16 protein-coding genes and 1 pseudogene are annotated in these 17,494 nt (G+C 65.6%); 12 read left to right on the plus strand and 5 right to left on the minus strand.

Annotated features, from left to right (window positions below; all coding sequences use genetic code 11):
• Positions 1–201 precede the first annotated feature (201 nt).
• Positions 202–924 carry a bifunctional nicotinamidase/pyrazinamidase gene (gene pncA, locus AC0L30_RS30800; RefSeq protein ID WP_219681965.1) on the plus strand — a complete coding sequence of 241 codons (723 nt, stop codon included), beginning with the start codon at positions 202–204 and terminating at the stop codon, positions 922–924.
• Positions 925–1,066: 142 nt separating this feature from the next.
• Here the strand turns inward: pncA and grpE are convergent, their stop codons facing one another.
• Both grpE and hrcA read right to left on the minus strand, forming a co-directional pair.
• The gene (gene grpE, locus AC0L30_RS30805; protein WP_275168934.1) at positions 1,067–1,681 is read right to left on the minus strand and encodes a nucleotide exchange factor GrpE; all 615 of its coding nucleotides are present in this window, start codon (positions 1,679–1,681) and stop codon (positions 1,067–1,069) included.
• Between the two features lie 96 nt (positions 1,682–1,777).
• Positions 1,778–2,866, minus strand: a complete 1,089-nt coding sequence (hrcA, locus tag AC0L30_RS30810) for a heat-inducible transcriptional repressor HrcA (RefSeq protein ID WP_007598483.1) — start codon at positions 2,864–2,866, stop codon at positions 1,778–1,780.
• A 181-nt stretch (positions 2,867–3,047) separates the two neighbouring features.
• On the opposite strand from hrcA, the gene rph reads away from it, so the two are divergent.
• Genes rph through hemW form a run of 3 tightly spaced genes read left to right on the plus strand, consistent with a single transcriptional unit; the run spans position 3,048 to position 5,549 of the window.
• Complete coding sequence (rph, locus tag AC0L30_RS30815; protein ID WP_473405919.1) at positions 3,048–3,761, plus strand: ribonuclease PH; 714 nt, start codon at positions 3,048–3,050, stop codon at positions 3,759–3,761.
• An 11-nt stretch (positions 3,762–3,772) separates the two neighbouring features.
• Positions 3,773–4,408, plus strand: coding sequence for an RdgB/HAM1 family non-canonical purine NTP pyrophosphatase (rdgB, locus tag AC0L30_RS30820; protein ID WP_473405920.1), 636 nt, complete (start codon positions 3,773–3,775; stop codon positions 4,406–4,408).
• Positions 4,395–5,549, plus strand: a complete 1,155-nt coding sequence (gene hemW, locus AC0L30_RS30825; protein WP_354171993.1) for a radical SAM family heme chaperone HemW — start codon at positions 4,395–4,397, stop codon at positions 5,547–5,549. The genes rdgB and hemW overlap by 14 nt, the downstream gene beginning before the upstream one ends.
• 121 nt (positions 5,550–5,670) lie before the next feature.
• Here hemW and AC0L30_RS30830 read toward each other — a convergent pair whose 3' ends face one another.
• Complete coding sequence (locus AC0L30_RS30830; RefSeq protein WP_473405921.1) at positions 5,671–6,924, minus strand: penicillin-binding protein activator; 1,254 nt, start codon at positions 6,922–6,924, stop codon at positions 5,671–5,673.
• Positions 6,925–7,264: 340 nt separating this feature from the next.
• On the opposite strand from AC0L30_RS30830, the gene rsmI reads away from it, so the two are divergent.
• From rsmI to AC0L30_RS30865, 7 genes are all read left to right on the plus strand, one after another.
• The gene (rsmI, locus tag AC0L30_RS30835) at positions 7,265–8,215 is read left to right on the plus strand and encodes a 16S rRNA (cytidine(1402)-2'-O)-methyltransferase (protein WP_354200295.1); all 951 of its coding nucleotides are present in this window, start codon (positions 7,265–7,267) and stop codon (positions 8,213–8,215) included.
• Entirely contained in the window at positions 8,202–8,603 is a 402-nt protein-coding gene (locus tag AC0L30_RS30840; protein WP_007598474.1) for a YraN family protein, read from the plus strand. Before rsmI ends, AC0L30_RS30840 begins: the two co-directional genes overlap by 14 nt.
• Before the next feature lie 10 nt (positions 8,604–8,613).
• On the plus strand, positions 8,614–9,558 hold the full coding sequence (gene gshB / locus AC0L30_RS30845) for a glutathione synthase (protein WP_473405922.1): 945 nt from the start codon (positions 8,614–8,616) through the stop codon (positions 9,556–9,558).
• Positions 9,559–10,004: 446 nt separating this feature from the next.
• On the plus strand, positions 10,005–10,808 hold the full coding sequence (cpaB, locus tag AC0L30_RS30850) for a Flp pilus assembly protein CpaB (protein WP_473405923.1): 804 nt from the start codon (positions 10,005–10,007) through the stop codon (positions 10,806–10,808).
• A 10-nt stretch (positions 10,809–10,818) separates the two neighbouring features.
• Positions 10,819–12,336 carry a type II and III secretion system protein family protein gene (locus AC0L30_RS30855; RefSeq protein WP_473405961.1) on the plus strand — a complete coding sequence of 506 codons (1,518 nt, stop codon included), beginning with the start codon at positions 10,819–10,821 and terminating at the stop codon, positions 12,334–12,336.
• 67 nt (positions 12,337–12,403) lie between these two features.
• Positions 12,404–13,138 carry a CpaD family pilus assembly protein gene (locus AC0L30_RS30860; RefSeq protein WP_007598468.1) on the plus strand — a complete coding sequence of 245 codons (735 nt, stop codon included), beginning with the start codon at positions 12,404–12,406 and terminating at the stop codon, positions 13,136–13,138.
• Positions 13,135–14,424: a CpaE/TadZ family protein gene (locus AC0L30_RS30865; protein WP_354172003.1), complete on the plus strand. Its 1,290-nt coding sequence runs from the start codon at positions 13,135–13,137 to the stop codon at positions 14,422–14,424. The genes AC0L30_RS30860 and AC0L30_RS30865 overlap by 4 nt, the downstream gene beginning before the upstream one ends.
• Positions 14,425–14,652: 228 nt before the next feature.
• On the opposite strand, the gene AC0L30_RS30870 is transcribed toward AC0L30_RS30865, so the two are convergent.
• Entirely contained in the window at positions 14,653–15,438 is a 786-nt protein-coding gene (locus tag AC0L30_RS30870) for a tetratricopeptide repeat protein (protein ID WP_007598466.1), read from the minus strand.
• 80 nt (positions 15,439–15,518) lie between these two features.
• Positions 15,519–15,764, minus strand: a complete 246-nt coding sequence (locus AC0L30_RS30875) for a PilZ domain-containing protein (protein ID WP_007598461.1) — start codon at positions 15,762–15,764, stop codon at positions 15,519–15,521.
• Between the two features lie 226 nt (positions 15,765–15,990).
• Here AC0L30_RS30875 and AC0L30_RS30880 point away from each other — a divergent pair.
• Positions 15,991–16,638 (plus strand): annotated as a pseudogene (locus AC0L30_RS30880) (magnesium chelatase domain-containing protein); the annotation flags it as partial.
• Positions 16,639–17,494: the final 856 nt, after the last annotated feature.

Genomic DNA, 17,494 nt, shown 5'->3' on the forward strand with positions numbered 1-17,494 from the left:
GCCGCACAAAAAAATACCCCATATCGAGCCTCACTCCCGCTCGGCCAATTAAGCAAAGCCCTCGCAAGCGGGCGAGGTGCACCGAACCCGCGGCTCAAGCCCAACGACTCACCAAAGCCGGCTGCATTTTCGGGCTTCTGTTCGTATACGAACGGAACTAGGCTCCCCTTCCGTTGAGTTCATCCTGGAGGGAGGCGAATGATGCTGGATCGGCGACAAGTCTTGGCAGCGCTCGGGACGAGCGCGCTCGTGGCGCTCGCGCCAACCGCAATTCTGGCAGCGGCATCGATCAAGCCGGACGATGCATCCGCGCTGCTCGTGATCGACGTGCAGAACTGCTTCCTGCCCGGCGGCAGCCTCGCCGTGAAGGAAGGCGAGCAGGTGGTGCCCGTCATCAACAAGATCTCGAAAGCATTTTCGAACGTGGTGATGACGCAGGACTGGCACACGCAAGGCCATGTTTCCTTTGCGTCAGTCCACGCCGGGAAGAAGCCGTTCGAGACCGTCGATCTTCCCTACGGCAAGCAGGTGCTGTGGCCGGACCATTGCGTGCAGGGCACCGATGGCGCCGCGCTGTCGAAAGACCTTGCGATCCCGCAGGCCGAGCTCATCATCCGCAAGGGTTTTCACAAGGACGTCGACAGCTATTCGGCCTTCCTCGAAGCCGACGGCAAGACCTCGACCGGCCTTGCCGGCTATCTTAAGGCCCGCAAGATCAAGCGCGTCTTCGTAGTCGGGCTGGCGACGGATTTCTGCGTGGCCTGGACCGCGCTCGACGCGCGCAAGGCGGGCTTCGAGGTCTATGTGGTGGAAGACGCCTGCCGCGGCATCGACAATCAGGGTTCGCTCGCAAAAGCCTGGGCCGACATGGCCAAGGCCGGCGTGAAGCGGATTCAGTCCGCAGATATCGCCGCGAGCGCGTAAGAGACGCAACCGAACTGCCAGACCCTCATCCTGAGGAGCGCGCTTCTTGGCGCGCGTCTCGAAGGATGAAGGCCCCCGCTGCAGCAGCTCGGCCTGCATGGTTCGAGACGGCGCTGACGCGCCTCCTCACCATGAGGATCGATCAGTTCGCAGCGCCGTTCGGCTCGTTGCTGTTGGCGGGCGCGGCCTTGGCGCCGCCCTTGGCGACACCGACCAAGGCGGGACGCAGCACGCGCTCGCCGATGGTGTAGCCGGCCTGCATGACCTGCACGACGGTGCCCGCGGGTACCGACGCATCGGGCACCTCGAACATCGCCTGCTGGAAGTTCGGGTCGAACTTCTGGCCCAAGGGATCGAACTTCTTCACGCCGTGTTTTTCCAGCGCGCTCAGTAGCGAGCGCTCGGTCAGTTCGACGCCCTCGATCAGCGAGGCGAGGCCTGCATCGGCCGCCGCACGGGCTTCGGCCGGAACGGCATCGAGCGCGCGCTGGAGGTTGTCGGCGATGTCGAGCACGTCGCGGGCAAAGCCCGTGACGCCGTAGAGCTTGGAGTCAGCGACCTCCTTGGCGGTGCGCTTGCGCAGATTCTCCATCTCGGCCAGCGTCCGCAGCATGCGGTCGCGCGCCTCGGCGGCTTCCTTCTGCAGGAGCTCGACCGAGCCCGGCTCGGGATCGTCGGGCATGATGTAGGGTTTTGACACCACGGGCTCGCCGGCCGCAGCACTCGTGTCTTCGGGTTGCCGGTCTCGATCGGTCATCGGCTCTCTTTTCGCATTCGTCTCAGGGGGTTTCTGGCCCGCATATCGTGCTTCGGACGCCGAAAATCAAGCGCCCGTGATCGGGAGAGACGCAGGTCAGCCCCCCAGGAGCCGGCTGACGATGCGGGCAGCATAGTCCACGGTCGGGATCACACGGGCATAATTCAGCCGCGTCGGCCCGATCACGCCCAAAACGCCGACGATATGGCCGGCGGCATCCCGATAGGGCGAGATGATGGTGGACGAGCCCGACAGCGAGAACAGCTTGTTCTCACTGCCGATAAAGATCCGCACGCCTTCCGCAGTCTCGGCCCGCCCGAGCAGGTCGATGACCCCGCGCTTGGTCTCGAGATCGTCGAACAGCAGGCGAACGCGCTCGAGATCCTCCAGCGCATGCAAATCCTCGAGCAGATTGGCGTGGCCGCGGACGATGAGCTGGCGGTCCTCGTTCTCGCCGCCGGACCAACTGGCGATGCCGGCCGAGATCACCTTGTGCGTCAGCTGATCGAGCTCGGTGCGCGCCTCTCCGAGCGCGGTTTCGAGCTCCAGCCGGGCCTCGGCCAGGGTCCGGCCCCGGATACGGGCATTGAGGAAGTTCCCGGCTTCGGTCAACGCCGAGGATGGAACCCCCGGTGGCAGCGTCAACACGCGGTTTTCGACCTGCCCGTCCTCGCCGACCAGGATCACCAATGCCTTTTCCGGTTCCAAGCGGACGAATTCGATATGTTTCAGCCGCGCATTGGATTTCGGCGTCAGCACGACGGCGGCTGCGCGGGTCAGGCCGGAGAGCCGCGTCAATGCCTCTTCGAGCGCAGCCTCCACCGATTGCGCGTGGCCGACGGAGGTCAACTGGCTCTGAATCGCCTGCCGTTCGCTGTCATTGAGATCGCCGACCTGCATCAGGGCATCGACGAAGAACCGCAGGCCGAGTTCCGTCGGCAACCGGCCGGCGGAGGTGTGCGGGGCGTAGATCAAGCCGAGCTGTTCCAGGTCGGCCATGACGTTGCGGACCGACGCGGGCGACAGCGGCATGGCGATCAGGCGCGAAATATTGCGTGAGCCCACCGGCTCGCCGGTCGCGAGGTAGCTTTCGACGATTTGACGAAAGATGTCGCGAGAACGCTCGTTGAGCTGGGCGAGGCCCGCGCGCGGCGCGATCAGATGGATCGGATCGTGATGGGCCACAGACCGTAACTCCTCTAAGATAAAGGTAATTTGTCTATCCCTGGGGCTTCTGACAAGCGTGGCGTTCGCGGATTGAAAATCGGGAGTGAATAAGGCCTCGATCTTCCCCCTTGCCGCCCACCCTCACCCAACCTACAAGCACCGCCAACAGCCCTTTTCCGAGAGTTTTGGAGGATTTCCCATGCGGCCAAGCCGCCGTGCGCCCGACGAATTGCGCCCCGTGACGCTGGAGCGCGGCGTGGTCAAATATGCGGAAGGCTCGTGCCTGGTGAAATTCGGCGACACCCACGTGCTGGTCACCGCCACACTGGAAGACCGTCTGCCGCCGTGGCTGAAGGGCCAGGGCCGCGGCTGGGTCACCGCCGAATACGGCATGCTGCCGCGCGCGACCTCGGAACGCACCCGCCGCGAGGCCTCCGCTGGAAAGCAGAGCGGCCGCACCGTCGAAATTCAGCGCCTGATCGGCCGCTCGCTTCGCACCATCATCAATCTCGAAGCACTCGGTGAGCGCCAGATCACGGTCGATTGCGACGTCCTCCAGGCCGACGGCGGCACCCGCACGGCCTCGATCACCGGTGCCTGGGTCGCGCTCGCCGATTGCGTCAGCTGGATGAAGGCGCGCAACATGGTCAAGGCCAATGTGTTGCGCGACAACGTCGCCGCGATCTCCTGCGGCATCTACAAGGGCACGCCCGTGCTCGACGTCGACTATGCCGAGGACTCCGAAGCCGATACCGACGCCAATTTCGTCATGACGGGCGATGGCCGCATCATCGAAGTCCAGGGCACCGCGGAACGCGAGCCGTTCACGGAAGCCGAGTTCCTGGCGTTGATGGCGCTGGCGCGCAAGGGCGTGGCGCGTCTCGTGGACTTGCAGAAACTGGCGGTAGCGTAGTCAATAGGCCGATGCATCGCCGAATCACCGGAAAGCTGGTCATCGCGACCCATAATCCCGGCAAGCTCGCCGAGATGAAGGAGCTGCTTGCGCCTTACGGCATCGAGGCGGTGTCGGCCGGCGAATTAGATCTTCCGGAGCCGGAAGAGACCGGAAACGATTTCCGCAGCAACGCCGCGATCAAGGCGATCGCGGCAGCGCAGGCGACGAAGCTGCCGTCTTTCGCCGATGATTCCGGCATCGTGGTCGACGCGCTCGACGGCGCTCCCGGCATCTACTCGGCGCGCTGGGCCGGCCCGAACAAGGATTTTGCCGCGGCAATGGCGCAGATCGAACGGCTGTTGCAGGAGCGCGGCGCGACCACGCCCGCCAAGCGCAAGGCGCATTTCGTTTCCGCGCTGTGCGTTGCATGGCCCGACGATCATCTCGAACAGGTCGAGGCGCGCGTCGACGGCACGCTGGTGTGGCCGCCGCGCGGCACCGCCGGCTTCGGCTACGACCCGATGTTTTTGCCCGATGGCCACAGCCGCACGTTCGGCGAGATGGAGAGCATCGAGAAGCACGGCCTGCCGCCGCTCGGTCTCGGCCTGTCGCACCGTGCCCGCGCCTTCGTGAAACTGGCGGAGATCTGCCTTGAGCCGCGCTAAGGAAGCCTTCGGCGTCTACGTGCACTGGCCGTTCTGCCTGTCGAAGTGCCCCTATTGCGACTTCAACAGTCATGTCCGTCACGCCGCGATCGACGAAGCGCGTTTTGCGTCAGCATTCGCGCGTGAGATCGCGACGACCGCCGAGCGCTCGCCCGGCCGCGAAGTCACCTCGATCTTTCTCGGCGGCGGCACGCCCTCGCTCATGCAGCCTGCAACCGTCGGCGCTGTGCTCGACGCCATCGGCAAGCACTGGACTGTAGCGAAAGACGTTGAAGTCACGCTGGAGGCAAACCCGACCAGCGTCGAGGCCACGCGCTTCGCCGGTTATCGCGCCGCCGGCGTCAATCGCGTCTCGCTCGGCGTGCAGGCGCTCGACGATGCCTCGCTGAAAGCGCTCGGCCGCATGCACAGCGCGCGCGAGGCCCTCGATGCCGTCGCCATCGCGCGCCGCTCGTTCGATCGTTATTCGTTCGACCTGATCTACGCCCGTCCCGACCAGACGCCGGCGATGTGGGCCGATGAATTGCGTCTCGCGATCGGCGAGGCGGCCGAGCATCTGTCGCTCTATCAATTGACGATCGAAGAAGGCACGCCGTTCTTCGGCCTGCATCAAGCCGGCAAGCTGAAGACGCCGGATGAAGCGGTCGCACGCGCGCTCTACGACGTCACACAGGAAACCTGCGACAAGCTCGGCCTGCCCGCCTACGAGATTTCAAATCACGCGCGGCGGGGCGCCGAGTGCCGGCACAATCTGGTCTACTGGCGCGGCGAGGAATATGCCGGCATCGGCCCCGGTGCCCATGGCCGGCTCGACATCGACGGCATCAGGCACGCGACCGCTACCGAGAAGCGTCCCGAAGCCTGGGTGATGCGGGTCGAGACCAACGGGCACGGCGTCGTCACCGACGATCTCCTCAACAGCGAAGAGCGCGCCGACGAATTTTTGCTGATGGGGTTGCGCCTCGTCGAGGGCATCGACCCCGAGCGCTACCGCGCGCTGTCAGGCCGCTCGCTTGATCCCAAGCGCATCACGCTGCTGCGCGAAGAAGGCGCGATCACCGTGGATGCAACGGGACGGCTGCGCGTGACCAGCAGCGGTTTTCCGGTGCTGGACGCGGTGGTCGCGGATCTGGCGGCGTAGCGAGCTGTCGTAGGGTGGGCAAAGTGAAGCGTGCCCACCATTTTTACCACATGTGCAGAAAGATGGTGGGCACGGCGCGCAAAGCGCGCCTTTGCCCACCCTACGGCACCGTCATCTTGAACTACGCCCCAAAACTCTTCGGCGAGCCCGCCACGGCCACGCCGCCACCGGTCGTGACCTTCATCACCGCGAGACCACGCTCGTTGGTGCCGTCGGCGCGGAAGCGGAACAGGCCGTCAATGCCGGCAAAGCCGGACGGATTGGTGAGCACGTCGGATGAGAAGCGCGTCGTGCCTTGCGTGCGCGCCAGCGCGGCGACCAGGGCGACGGCGTCATAGGCGAGCGTCGCGGTGCGCACGGGCTCCGCGCCATATTTGGTGCGATAGCGGCCGGAGAAGGCGCGGAAGCCGGCCGGGTCCGGCGCGGCGTAGAGGCCGCCTTGCAAGTTGGAGCTGGCATAGACGCGCGGACTGTCCCACAGGCCGGTACCGAGCAGCTGGATATTGCGCAGATTCGCCCCCGCCGCGCTCATCGCATCGGCGACCGCGACGACGGCGTCGCCGTCATCGGCGATGAACAGCGCATCGGCGCTGCCGAGCTGCTGCGCAACGGTCCGGGCCGGCGTGGCGCGATCGGCGCCGTATTTCTCGAACGCGACGATGCGCCCGCCGCGGCGCGGCACGGCCGCCTTCACCGCGGCCTCGACCACGTTGCCATAGGCATTGTCGGGCACGAGCACAGCGACGGAGCGCTTTCCGATGCTGGCGGAATATTCGACGATGCGGTTGACGTCGGACTCCGGCAGGAAGCTCAGCAGATAGACACCGCGGCCGGCAATGCTGGAATCGGTCGAGAACGCCATCACCGGGATCCCGCGCGTGCGCGCGATCTGCGCCACCGCAGGCACCGATTGCGCGAACAGCGGCCCCAGGATGATCACGGCGCCCTCGTCCACCGCCTGCTGCGCACTCGCTTGCGCGCCCTGCGGGCTGCCATTGTCGTCCTTGATCAGGAGCTGGATGTTGGGATTCTGGAACTCGGCCAGCGCCATCTCGGCGGCGTTGCGCATCGACTGCGCGGCGAGGCCGGCATTGCCGGATGCCGAGAGCGGCAGGATCACGGCAACCTTCACCCCGCCGGTGCCGGCGGTCGTCGCCTGTTGCGGCGGGCCGGCCGGCTGGGCCGGAGGCGGGGAGGAGCTGCTGAACGGATTGGAGAACTGGCTCAGGCTCTGCTGCACGCCGGCGCAGGCCGACAGCAGCGGCGCGCCGAGCAACAAGCCGAGCGCGCTTCGCCGGGTCGCCCCTGACATCAGGGGCCCCTGAACGGGAGACTCCTCCGAAAAGGAAGATCTGGGATCACGTGGGCCCGTCATGACAGTTTCTCTTCCGACCGACCGTCGCCAGCCGGTCACGACATTCTTTCCACGACACCGGCCATGGATTCAGGCATATTGTCGGCAAATAGTTAACTCAAACAAAAGGATAATGCCCGCTTAACGCGGCTTCCTCTCAAGTTCTGGCTAGCTGTCCGCCGTCCGTCACCCAGCATCAAGGCGGCGTTTCCGCCACGAATATGGCGCTGACGCTTCATTCCCTGCGGTATGTGATGCCGAATGGATCACATTCCAGTCCTTTGTCGCCCCTTGCCCAGGCACGATCTTTTTTCGGGGACCGGTTCCCAGCTCCGGGGATCATGCCTAAGTTCGTTTGATTATGCGCGCAAAGCCGTCCCCGATAAATACACCCGAGATGACGGAGCCCGCCTCGCGCGGTTTCTCCATCGACGCCCATCGGCTTGTCGCGCCGAAGGCCGCGCCGGGCCTGCACCTGGTCGCGACCCCCATCGGCAATCTCGGCGACATCACGCTGCGGGCGCTGCAGACCCTCGCCGGGGTCGATGTCATCGCCTGCGAGGACACCCGAATCACGCGGCGTCTGACCGAGCGCTACGATATCTCCGCGCAGCTCAAACAATATCACGAGCATAATGCGGAAGCGGCCCGCCCAAAAATCCTGGAGCGGCTTTCGCAGGGTGGCTCGATCGCGCTGGTGTCGGATGCCGGCACGCCGCTGATCTCGGACCCCGGCTACAAGCTGGTGCGCGAGGTCTGCGCCGCCGGCCACGCGGTCTACGCGCTGCCCGGTCCGTCCTCGGTGCTGGCGGCGCTGTCGGTCGCCGCGCTGCCGACCGACCGCTTCTTTTTCGAAGGGTTTTTGCCGGCCAAATCGGCGGCGCGACGGTCCCGCCTGACTGAGCTTGCGCGCATCGATGCGACGCTGGTGATGTTCGACTCCGGCAACCGCGTGCAGGACACGCTCGCCGAGCTTGCCGAGATTATGGGGAGCCGCGAAGCCGCGATCTGCCGCGAGCTGACGAAACTGCACGAGCAGATTTCGCGCGCCACGTTGCGTGAGCTCGCGCGCGGCGCCGATACGCTGGAGACGCGCGGAGAATTTGTGCTGGTGATCGCTCCGCCTGCGGCGGATGCCGAGATGCTGACATCGGATGCGCTCGACGGTGTCCTGCGCGAGCAGCTCGCCGCGAACAGCGTCAAGGATGCGGTGGCGCATGCGGTCGCGCTCTCGGGCCGGCCGCGCCGCGAGGTCTATGCCCGCGCGCTCGAGCTTGCCAAGGAGTTGCGGGGCGGCGATGGCGAAGGCTGAGGTCCCGACGGAACCGAAAATCGCCTCGCCCGAGCGCGTCGCCGCGTTTCGCACCGGCATCTCCGCGGAAAGCCGCGCCGCGGCCTATCTCATGGCCAAGGGCTATCGCATCCTCGCCAAACGCTACCGCACGCCGCATGGCGAGATCGACATCGTGGCGCGCCGCCGCAATTTGATCGCCTTCGTCGAGGTCAAGGCGCGCGCGACGCTGGACGACGCCGCCTTCGCGGTGACGCCGCGCCAGCAGCAGCGCATCATCGATGCCGCGCAAGGCTGGCTCGTCGCGCATCCCGAGCATGCGGAATTTGAAATGCGATTCGATGCCATGCTGATTGCGCCGCGGTCACTTCCACGCCATGTGTTGGCGGCATTCGACGCCTCGACCTGAAAGGCAGACCATGAAACTGAACGTCGCCGTCCAGATGGACCCCATCGCCCGCATCAACATCGAGGGCGATTCCACCTTTGCGCTGCTCCTGGAGGCGCAGAAGCGCGGCCACGGCCTGTCCTATTACACGCCCGACAAGCTCTCGATGGTCGGCGAGGAGATCGTCGCTCCGGTTCAGCTCCTCACCGTGCGCGACGAGCCCGGCAATCATTTCACCCTGGGCGAACCCAGGCGCGAGGCGCTCAACGGCTTCGACGTGGTGCTGCTCCGCCAGGATCCGCCGTTCGACCTCGCCTATATCACCTCGACGCACCTTCTCGAACGCATCCATCCGAAGACGCTCGTCGTCAACGACCCCGCCTCGGTGCGCAACGCGCCGGAAAAGCTGTTCGTGATGAACTTCCCGCAGCTGATGCCGCCGACGCTGATCTCGCGCGACCTCGACGAGATCAACGCGTTTCGCGACAAGCATGGCGCCGTCGTGATGAAGCCCTTGCACGGCCATGGCGGCGCGGCGGTGTTCCGCGTGATGCCGCAGGACATGAATTTCGGCTCGCTGTTCGACATGTTCTCGGTGACCTTCAAGGAAGCCTGGGTGATCCAGCAGTTCATCCCCGAGGTCAAGCACGGCGACAAGCGCATCATCCTGATCAACGGCGAGTTCGCCGGCGCGGTGAATCGCGTGCCGGCCGCCGACGACCTCCGCTCCAACATGGTGCGCGGCGGCGCAGCGCAGGAGACCGAGCTTACGCCGCGCGAGCGCGAGATCTGCGCCACCGTGGGCCCGGCGCTGCGCGAGCGCGGGCTGTTGTTCGTCGGCATCGACGTCATCAACGGCAATCTCACCGAGATCAACGTGACCTCGCCGACCGGCATCCGCGCCATCGCGCGGCTCGGCGGACCGGACGTTGCCGCAAAGCTCTGGGACGTGATCGAGCAGAAGCGGGCGAGGTAGGCATCGGCTTGTAGCCTCAATGTCGTCCTGGCGAAAGCCAGGACCCATTACCCCGGCTGCCAGTTTGACGAACATCGAATCGATCACCTCCTTAACAACTCATCGCGGTGGTAATGGGTCCTGGCTTTCGCCAGGACGACAGCGGTGATGTGGCGCGTTGTTTCCATCTCACTGCATGCCGGCACCAAGCATCACCCCACCCATCACTAACCACCCATTCACCACGACGCGGCGGCGCATCGTTCGAATGCATGGGCCGCGACTGCGTGAAACTACGGGGCCAGTGGCCGACCGGCTAACGCGACGTTCACCATCTGCCGAAAGACCACAGCGCGGCCGTCGATCACATTCGGCCTCGCAACACCGCTTATACTTTTACTGCCTACTCATCGACACGGGGAACCCGCCAGGTGCGGTTCGAGTGCCCCGCGTAAGAGTAGAAGCGTATGAACACCGCACGCATTGTCGTTCTCGTCATCGCACTGGGCGCCGGCGGCGTCGCTGCGTATCTGGCGAGCGGCTATGACAACAAGCCCGCGCCCGTTCTTCCTGTCGCCGAAAAGCTGCCGACGGTCGAGGTCCTGGTCGCCAAGAACGACATCCAGCTCGGTCAGGCTGTGAAGCCCGAGGACCTGCAATGGCAGGTCTGGCCGGCGGCGACCGCGAGCAGCGCCTTCATCCGCCGCGACAACAGGCCCGAGGCGCAGATCCAGATCGCAGGCTCGATCGCACGCGTGCCGTTGATGCAGGGCGAGCCGATCCGCGAGCAGAAGCTGGTCAAGGCCGACGGCTCCGGCTTCATGGCCGCGATCCTGCCGTCGGGCATGCGCGCTGTCTCCACCGAGATTTCAGCCGAGACTGCCGCCGGCGGCTTCATCCTGCCGAATGACCGCGTCGACATCGTGCTGACCCGCCGCTTGAAGAATCCTGACGGGGCCGGCGGTAACGACCTCATCCTGTCCGAAGCGATCCTGACCAATATCCGCGTGCTCGCGATCGACCAGGCGCCGAAGGAAAAGGACGGCCAGAACGCCGTCATCGGCAGGACCGTCACGCTCGAGCTCAAACCCGACCAGGTCGCCGCGCTATCGGCAGCGCGCCAGGGCGGCACGCTGACACTCGCGCTGCGCAGCATCGTCGATGCCAACTCGGTCGACAGCACGCCCGAGGACCTGGCGAGCAAGCGGTCCGGCGGGGTCAACGTGATCCGCTACGGCGTACAGGCGCGGCAACTGACGTCACAGAAGTGATGGGGACATGATGAACTACGGGGATGATCGGATGGGCATGCGCATTCGGGGGAATCGCGCGCGCTCGTTCTGGACGGGGACGATGCTGATCCTGGGGCTCCTCGCAGCCCCCGATGTCGTCGGCGCCGCAGATGCGCCGGTCGGCGACCAGGCGCCGATGCAGGCAGCGGATCTCGATGTGTCGCCGGTCGGGACGATCGTGCCGGCGAAGACGCGCTTCCTGTCGCTCGGCGTCGGCAAGTCCGCCGTCATCGACCTGCCGCGCGACGTCAAGGACGTGCTGGTCGCCGATCCCAAGATCGCCAATGCCGTGATCCGCTCGGCCCAACGCGCCTATATCATCGGCGGACAGGTCGGCCAGACCAACGTCGTGTTCTTCGCTGCCGACGGCCAGCAGGTGGCCGCCTACGACATCGCGGTGAAGCGCGATCTCAACGGCATGCGCACGGCGCTGCGTCAGGCGCTGCCGGGCGTGCAGATCGAAGGCGTCGGCGACAGCGTGATGCTGACCGGCTCGGTGTCGAGCCCGGTCGAGGCCCAGCAGGCCGGCGACGTCGCCGCCAAACTGGTCGGCGGCTCCGAGAAGGTGGTCAACAACATCGTCGTGCGCGGCCGCGACCAGGTGATGCTCAAGGTCGTCGTCGGCGAAGTGCGCCGCGATATCGTCAAGCAGCTGGGCGTCGATCTCAGTGCCAGCCTGAACGCCGGCACCGCGGTGGTGAACTTCAACAATTCCAACCCGTTCTCGGTCAGCGGCGGACCGATCGTCAGCAACAACGGATTAGGTGTGGCCGGCATCACCAAGGGCTTCGCGACCGTCAGCGCCACGATGCGCGCGATGGAAAGCGCCGGTGTCATGCGCACGCTCGCCGAGCCGAGCCTGACCGCGATCTCCGGCGAATCCGCCACCTTCATCGCCGGCGGCGAATTCCCCATTCCGTCGGGCTACGCCTGCGATCCCGTCACCCACGTTTGTACCACCCAGATCACCTACAAGAAGTTCGGCATCTCCCTGAACTTTACCCCCGTCGTACTGAGCGAGGGCCGGATCAGCCTGCGCGTGATGACCGAGGTGTCGGAGCTATCGAACCAGAGCGCCATCACGGTGACCCAGGCGCTGTCCTCGAGCTCGAGCAACTCGATCACCATCCCCTCGATCCAGACCCGCCGCGCCGAAACGACGCTGGAAATTCCCTCGGGCGGTTCGATGGCGATGGCCGGCCTGATCCAGCAGCAGACCAAACAGGCGATCAACGGCCTGCCCGGCGTCGACCAGGTGCCGATCATCGGTGCGCTGTTCCGCAGCCAGGACTTCGTCAACAACGAGACCGAGCTGATGGTGATCGTGACGCCCTATGTGGTGCGCGCGGTGGCTCAGAAGGAACTGTCCCGGCCCGACGACGGCTTCGCGCCGGCCTCTGACGCCCAGACGGCGCTGCTCGGCCGCATGAACCGCCTCTATGGCATCGCGCGCCGCGTCGATCCGATCGCGGGCACGCCCGGTGATTTCGGCTTCATCATCGACTGATGACGAACGGACGACTTGGGGCAAGCGGCAGAGACGGGCGAGAGACGGGGCACGAGGGGATGAAGCGATGACGAAGACCATGGCCGATCGACGTCGCAGGTTGAGCGTCGCGCTGGCGCTGACGGGGCTCTCCGTCATGTTGGGCGCCTGCAACACCACCGGCGAGATCGTCACCCAGACGGTGCCGACCGACTATCGCCAGCGTCACCCGATCGCGGTCGAGGAAGCCAAGAAGTCGATCGTGATCTTCGTCGGCAAGGCTCGCGGCGGCCTCTCGGCCGCGCAGCACGCGGACGTCGCCGGCATTGCCCGGGACTGGGTGCGCGAAGGCACCGGCTCGGTGGTCGTCGACGTCCCCGCCAACGCCGCGAATTCGCGGGCGGCGGCAGCGACCTATCACGAGATCCGTTCCGTGCTCGCATCCGTCGGCGTGCCCTCGCGTGCCATCGTCCAGCATCCGTATCGGCCGGAGGATCCCGGACTACTGCCCACCATCCGCCTGAGCTATTCCCGGATCGCCGCAGTCGCCGGCCCCTGCGGGCTGTGGCCGGAAGATATCGGCCCCTCCATCCTCGACCCCGGCTACAACGAGAACCAGCCCTATTTCAATCTGGGCTGCGCCAGCCAGCGCAACCTCGCGGCAATGATCGACAATCCAGCCGACCTCGAGCAGCCGCGGTCCGAGACGCCAGCCTATAACGCACGGCGTGACATCGCCTTCGAGCGCTATCGCAAGGGCATGCCGATCGCGACCACCAATTCAGACGCCGACAAGGCCAAACTCAGCGATACAGGCAGATGACACGCGTCCACGACGAAGAAGCGGACGATCCGCAGCACCCCGAGGAACACATTGCGCCGGTTCCTCGCATCTCCGTGCAAGCCTTTTGCGAGACCGAGCAGACGCTCGCCGCGGTGACCGCGGCCGGGCAGGATCGCCGTCTCGCCAAGGCGCATCTCACCGCCAAGGACGGCGGCCTCGCGGCGGCCATCGAAGTCTATGAAACGATGCCGACGCCGAACGTCATCGTGATCGAATCCGACGGCACGCGCGACATTCTCGAGGGCCTCGACGACCTCGCCGGCGTCTGCGATCCCGGCACTCGTGTGGTGGTGATCGGCAATCCCAGCGACACCGCGCCTTATCGCGAGCTGGTCCGCCGCGGCGTCAACGACTATGTGGTGGGACCGGTCGAAACGCTCGACGTCGTCCGCTCGATCTGCAGCCTGTTCTCGGCGTCCGAAACCATTATCACCGGCCGTGTCATCGCGGTGGTCGGCGCCAAGGGCGGTGTCGGTGCCTCTACCGTCGCGCACAATGTGGCCTGGACCATCGCCCGCGACCTCGCGCTCGATTCCGTCGTGATCGATCTCGACCTCGCCTTCGGCACTGCAGGTCTCGACTACAACCAGGACCCGGTACAGGGCATCGCCAATGCCGTGCTGTCGCAGGATCGGCCGGACACGGCCCTGATGGAGCGCCTGCTCTCCAAATGCACCGAGCGTCTTAGCCTGCTTGCTGCGCCTGCCACGCTTGACCGCGTCTACGATTTCGGCGCGGAGGCCTTTGACGCGGTGTTCGACACGCTACGCATGACAACGCCCTGCATCGTGCTCGACGTTCCCCACCAATGGTCGGGCTGGACGCGGCGTGCGCTGGTCAACGCGGACGACATCGTCATCGTGGCCGAGCCCGATCTTGCGAACCTGCGCAACACCAAGAACATGCTGAACGTGTTGAAGGCGGCGCGGCCGAACGACCGGCCACCGCTCTACTGCATCAACCAGGTCGGCATGCCCAAGCGGGCGGAGATCGAGGTCAAGGCATTCGCCAAGACCATGGAGAGCCAGCCGATCGCGGTGATCCCGTTCGATTCGAAGCTGTTCTCGACCGCGGCCAACAATGGCCAGATGATCGCGGAGGTCTCCAAGAGCCACCGCACCACCGAGCTGTTCCAGAACGTGGCGAACCGCCTCGCCGGGCGGGGCGAGGTGAAGAAGCCGAAGCGCTCGCTGCTCGGGCCGCTGTTGAAGAAGCTGAAGGGCAGGTCGGGGCGCGCGTCAGCCCCGCATCGCAAGGCGTCGTAGGGACAAGAGCTGAGCTCTCTCCGTTCCCTCCCCCCTTGTGGGGGAGGGGCAGGGAGGGGGTGCTACACGGGGACTCTTTCCGTCGCGCACCCATTCGATGCATCGTCACCAATCAGCACTTTTTCCTGGGCTACCCCCTCCCTAGCCCTCCCCCACAAGGGGGGAGGGAACGCACCTCCCTCGGTGCGCTCGGCGAGGCTCAATCTGTCGAGCTCAGGAATGAGCGGGTTACTTCTCCGCCCGCTGCTGCTTCTTCACCAGCAACTGCCGCAGCGCTGTGACCTTTGCCGCCGCTTGATCCGGCGGCAGGTCCGCCTTCACGATGGTTTCGGCCTCGGCCTGCTTTCCTTCCAGTCCCAGCACGAGCGCGAGATTGGCGCGCACCCGGAGATCGGCGGGATTGCGCTCGTGCGCGCGGCGCATCGTTTCCTCTGCCCGCGGCAGATTGTTCTGCAGCATGTAGGACAGTCCGAGATTGGACAGCACCGACGGTTCGTCCGGCACGATTTTCAGTGCGGCGGCGTAGTATTGCTGCGCCTCCTCGTTGCGACCGAGCTGATCGAGCGCGGCGCCCTGCGCCGACAGGATATGCCAGTCGGGATCCTCGGGCGAATGCGCGCGACCGAGGACGTCGAACGCCTGCTGGAAACTGCCGCTGTCGGCGAGCGCGCGGCCATAGCCGGCGAGCAGCGCCTTGTTGCTGGAATGGGCAAGCACGGCCTGCTCCAGCACCGCGAGCGCCTGCGCGCGCTGGCCGGTCTGGCGCAACGCCTTGCCATATTCGAGCGCGACGTTGGGATCGCCAGGCTTGGCGCGATAGCGCTCGCGCAGCGCGTCCATGTCCGGCCTCACGTCTGGCTTGGCCTCGGCCCTGACAGCCGTGTCCGATTTTCCGCCGAGCGCGCCGGTGATGTCCTCGATGCCGGTGGTCTGACAGCCGCCCAGGGCCAAGATCAGAAGTGCGGAAAACAGATATCTCGCCGGAGGAGAGGCGACGGACAAACGCTTGGACATACTCTGATCACTCGGCGACTGATCAGAGATGCTTACCGATTAACGCTAAAGTCCCGTTAAGGCGGGGCGCTTCCGAAAGCTCAGTCGGTGAATTCAGCGCCGAACTCGCAGCCGATGCGCCAGCGCAGGCGGCACTGCCGGGAATAGTCGGGCGCGAAGATGATGGTGAATTGCGGCGGCACTTCCAGAAATTCCGCCACCACTTTCACGCCGCCATCCGAAATATCCGTGATCGTGCAGTCCCGCGGCAGCGAACCCGCGCCAAAATGAATCTTGGCGAGCCGCGTGCACATCCGTCGTTCGCTTCTCCGGCGATTTGCAAGCATCTGAATTGTTCACCCGTTAGACCACGGCCCATCCCGCAGCCTAGGAGTAGCGGACATTCGTTGGAATGTGCTGAGCAGAGCAGCTTGCATTCGAGGCGTAGTGTCTTCGACGTGTTTACGATCGGTTAAGGCCTTCCGGCCCTCTCGACCCGTTCCCGTATTGTTCTTGCAAGAACTGGCCCGCTCTGCTACCCCTAATTGTGCAAAAGGGCAGGCTGGTTCGGGCATGGTTCAGCGGGTTTCTACCGTCGCCTTTGAGGGGATCGAGGCCCGTGCGGTCGACGTGCAGGTGCAGGTCGCGCCCGGTCTGCCGGCCTTCGCGATCGTCGGTCTCCCGGACAAGGCGGTGTCGGAGGCGCGCGAGCGGGTCCGCTCGGCGCTGATCGCCTCTGGGCTGGCGCTGCCGGCGCGCAGGATCACCGTCAATCTTGCGCCCGCCGATCTGCCCAAGGAGGGCAGCCATTATGACCTGCCGATCGCGCTCGGGCTGATGGGGGCGATCGGCGCGATCCCCCCGGATGCGCTGACCGGCTTCACGGTTCTGGGCGAGCTTGGCCTCGACGGATCGATCGCACCGGTGGCCGGTGTCCTTCCCGCCGCGATCGGCGCCAATGTGCGCGAGGAGGGGCTGATCTGTCCGGCGGCTTGCGGCTCGGAAGCGGCATGGGCGAGCCCGGACATCCAGATCATCGCCGCAAGTTCGCTGATCCAGATCGCCAACCATTTCAAGGGAACGCAGGTGCTGTCGCGGCCGGTGCCGAAGGTGCATGAAGCCGCCGCCTCGCCGCTCGACCTGCGCGACATCAAGGGCCAGGAGAGCGCCAAGCGCGCGCTGGAGATCGCGGCCGCCGGCGGTCATCACCTGCTCATAGTGTGATACAAAACTCAGGTATTCTGGGGCCGTTCTACGCGAGTTCGAGCTTTTGAATACACTTCATGGCGCCTCGGGAAACGAAGGCCACGATTCGCCGAATTCGAATCGCATGCATTTTTTGCACGTACACATGCGCTCAGGACATAAGAAATCAACGGAAATTCGCCGATCCGATTGTGGGAGTCAGTCGCCGTCGATGAGGATGGAGGGACCCGACCAGAGCTCTTGCGGGTCGGTGCCACGCAATCACAGCAATCGCGGCCCGTCCGGTAGGGAGTGACCTGCGGGGGCGCCAACCGATGACCGCATCTTTCCATCGGATTGGCCCGAGCTTGCCAGGATCGGTCCAGGGGTCCGAGAACAACCGGAGGGTGGTGCACCGAGGTGGTCGGGGTGTAGTGGCCTACACCCCTCCGAACGTGGATGTGGTGGGCTATGCCGCCTCCGCAGCGCGTCGGTGGCAAGGCCGCTTCTACCCGCCGTCCACGACCGTGCGCGAATCGTGCGGAACGAGATGAAGGGACCGCCTCAAACCCGTTTTGGTCGCCCTGGTGAGTCTCGGGCAACCCTGAAAATGCGCAAAATAAAAGAGTAGCAGAAAAGCGTTAACCTGCGTCGTTCCGCGTCCCGGAGAGACCAGCAAGCGCCGGCAAGTCATATGGGATGGGCCTTCGCGGGCCCTCGGGGCCCCCGCTCCGGTGGCGGCACCGGGGGGGGGGGGGGGGGGGGGGGGGGGGGGGGGGGGGGGGGGGGCGGGGGGGCCGGGGGGGGGGGGGGGGGGGGGGGGGGGGGGGGGGGGGGGGGGGGGGGGGGGGCCGGCGCGCCGCCGGGGGGGGGGGCGGGGGGGGGGGGGGGG

The organism is Bradyrhizobium sp. MI1.11, assembly GCF_055811255.1.